1 protein-coding gene is annotated in these 1,664 nt (G+C 34.8%); it reads left to right on the top strand.

Annotation, left to right across the window (positions count from 1 at the left end; genetic code table 11):
- The first annotated feature begins 461 nt into the window (after nucleotides 1–461).
- Nucleotides 462–1,568, top strand: coding sequence for a DUF4369 domain-containing protein (locus D1614_RS23570; RefSeq protein ID WP_119440451.1), 1,107 nt, complete (start codon nucleotides 462–464; stop codon nucleotides 1,566–1,568).
- The last annotated feature ends 96 nt before the right edge of the window (nucleotides 1,569–1,664 follow it).

The raw sequence follows: 1,664 nt of genomic DNA, 5'->3' as shown, positions 1-1,664 counted from the left end.
AAAAGCGTTGCAGGGCGACAAAAAAGCCCGCAGGACGCTCAAAAATCCTGCAGGAAACCGAAAAAATGCCGCAGGACACTGAAAAATGTTGCAGGAACCCGAAGAAATGCCGCAGGGCGGCTCTGAGGATAGCAGGAAGGATTTACCCGCCGCAGGGCACAGGAGACCAAAGCGTTTCTTTTCACTTTTTAGGAAGAAGATGGTTAAGCCGATTCTTTGAAATGTTTTGTTAAACAGCTTTCTGAAACGTTTTTCTTGCTATCTTCGGAAAAACGAAAAAACGAAACCGCCTACTATGACCTGGCTCCCGACAAAAATTTCACTTCTGCATAAAAAGAATACCGGTATTGATTTACGGCAATTATCAATTGCAAAAGCGTATCTAATTTCCGGTACGGGGAGTTATTGTCAGCTTTTTGTATACAGATAGATTAGTTACCAATAATTTTAAAAGACACAAAATGAGACAATTTCAAAAATTAATTACAATTGCATTAATAGGAATTCTTTTTAGTTGCACATCAGTGAATGAGAAATCGTGTATACTTACAGGAGAAGTCTTAGACAGAGAAAATGGAAATTTATTTTTATATAGACCTGGTAGTTCTCAATACGATAAGGATACGATTCCTTTTAATGATGGAAAATTTGAATATCATATTAAGAAGCAGTCCCCAGAAGTTTTTTTATTATTCTTCGAAGAAGATGAAAATGACGATGGCGATTTCACCTCGGTTGATTTCTTTTTTGGAGAAGAGGACGTACATATAAAATTGTCAATGAATGACATCAAAAATCCGCAAATTAAAGGAGGGCAACAGAATGCTACCTTCATTAATGTAATGAGCAATTTTAGAGCAATTGAGGATAATCTAATGCGTAATTACGCGAACTTGAAGACTATGTCAGATTCCATTAAAATTGAAGCAACAAAAGATAGCGTTGCCATTTTGACGAGTAAGATGGAGGATTTTATCCCAAACTATATAAAACAAAATAAGAATTTAATTTCAGCATATTTCGTATGGTTAATGCGTAGCTCAATGGATAAAGCAACATTAGAAGAAAAAATAGCTCCATTAACTCCTCTATTTCCTAAATCAAAATATATCAAAGAAACAACAACCTACATTAATGGATTTGGACAAAACGAAATAGGACAGCAATTTACCGATTACGAACTTACGACCATTAATGATAATTCTACTGCTTTATCAAGTATCGTAAAAGACAATGAACTAACTCATATTCTCTTCTGGAGCTCACGATGTTCAAGCACTGATGGAAAATTGAGAGCCTATAAATCCATTTATAACGAATATAAAAGTCAAGGATATGAAATCGTAGCAATTTCCGATGATTGCGATAAAATCAGATGGAAAAACGCGATAAAAAGAAATGAAGCTGATTGGACAAATCTTCTTGATTTTGACAAAGAAAAAGGTATCTCCGAATTTTATCATATTGGTTTAAGTGGCGATGTTCTGATTAATAAAAATGGTGAAATAATATCAAGAAATTTTCGAACAGGACAACTTAAAGATATCTTGGTTGAAAATCTCAAGTAAAAAACTATTGGTAACACGGGTAGCTGTTGCACAACCCTCTAATTTTTAAGTACCTGTTAAAACTACGAAGGGGAATAAGCTGTTTCTCGCGTTTTT

Source organism: Maribellus luteus, assembly GCF_003576475.1.
GTDB classification, from domain to species: Bacteria; Bacteroidota; Bacteroidia; order Bacteroidales; family Prolixibacteraceae; genus Draconibacterium; species Draconibacterium luteum.
The sequence above is the reverse complement of the archived record's forward strand: the minus strand, read 5'-3'. Positions and strand labels throughout refer to the sequence as shown.

What these genes read in the sequence shown, in the direction of transcription:
- D1614_RS23570 (WP_119440451.1), top strand. Translation starts at nt 462, where the DNA reads ATGAGACAATTTCAAAAATTAATTACAATTGCATTAATAGGAATTCTT.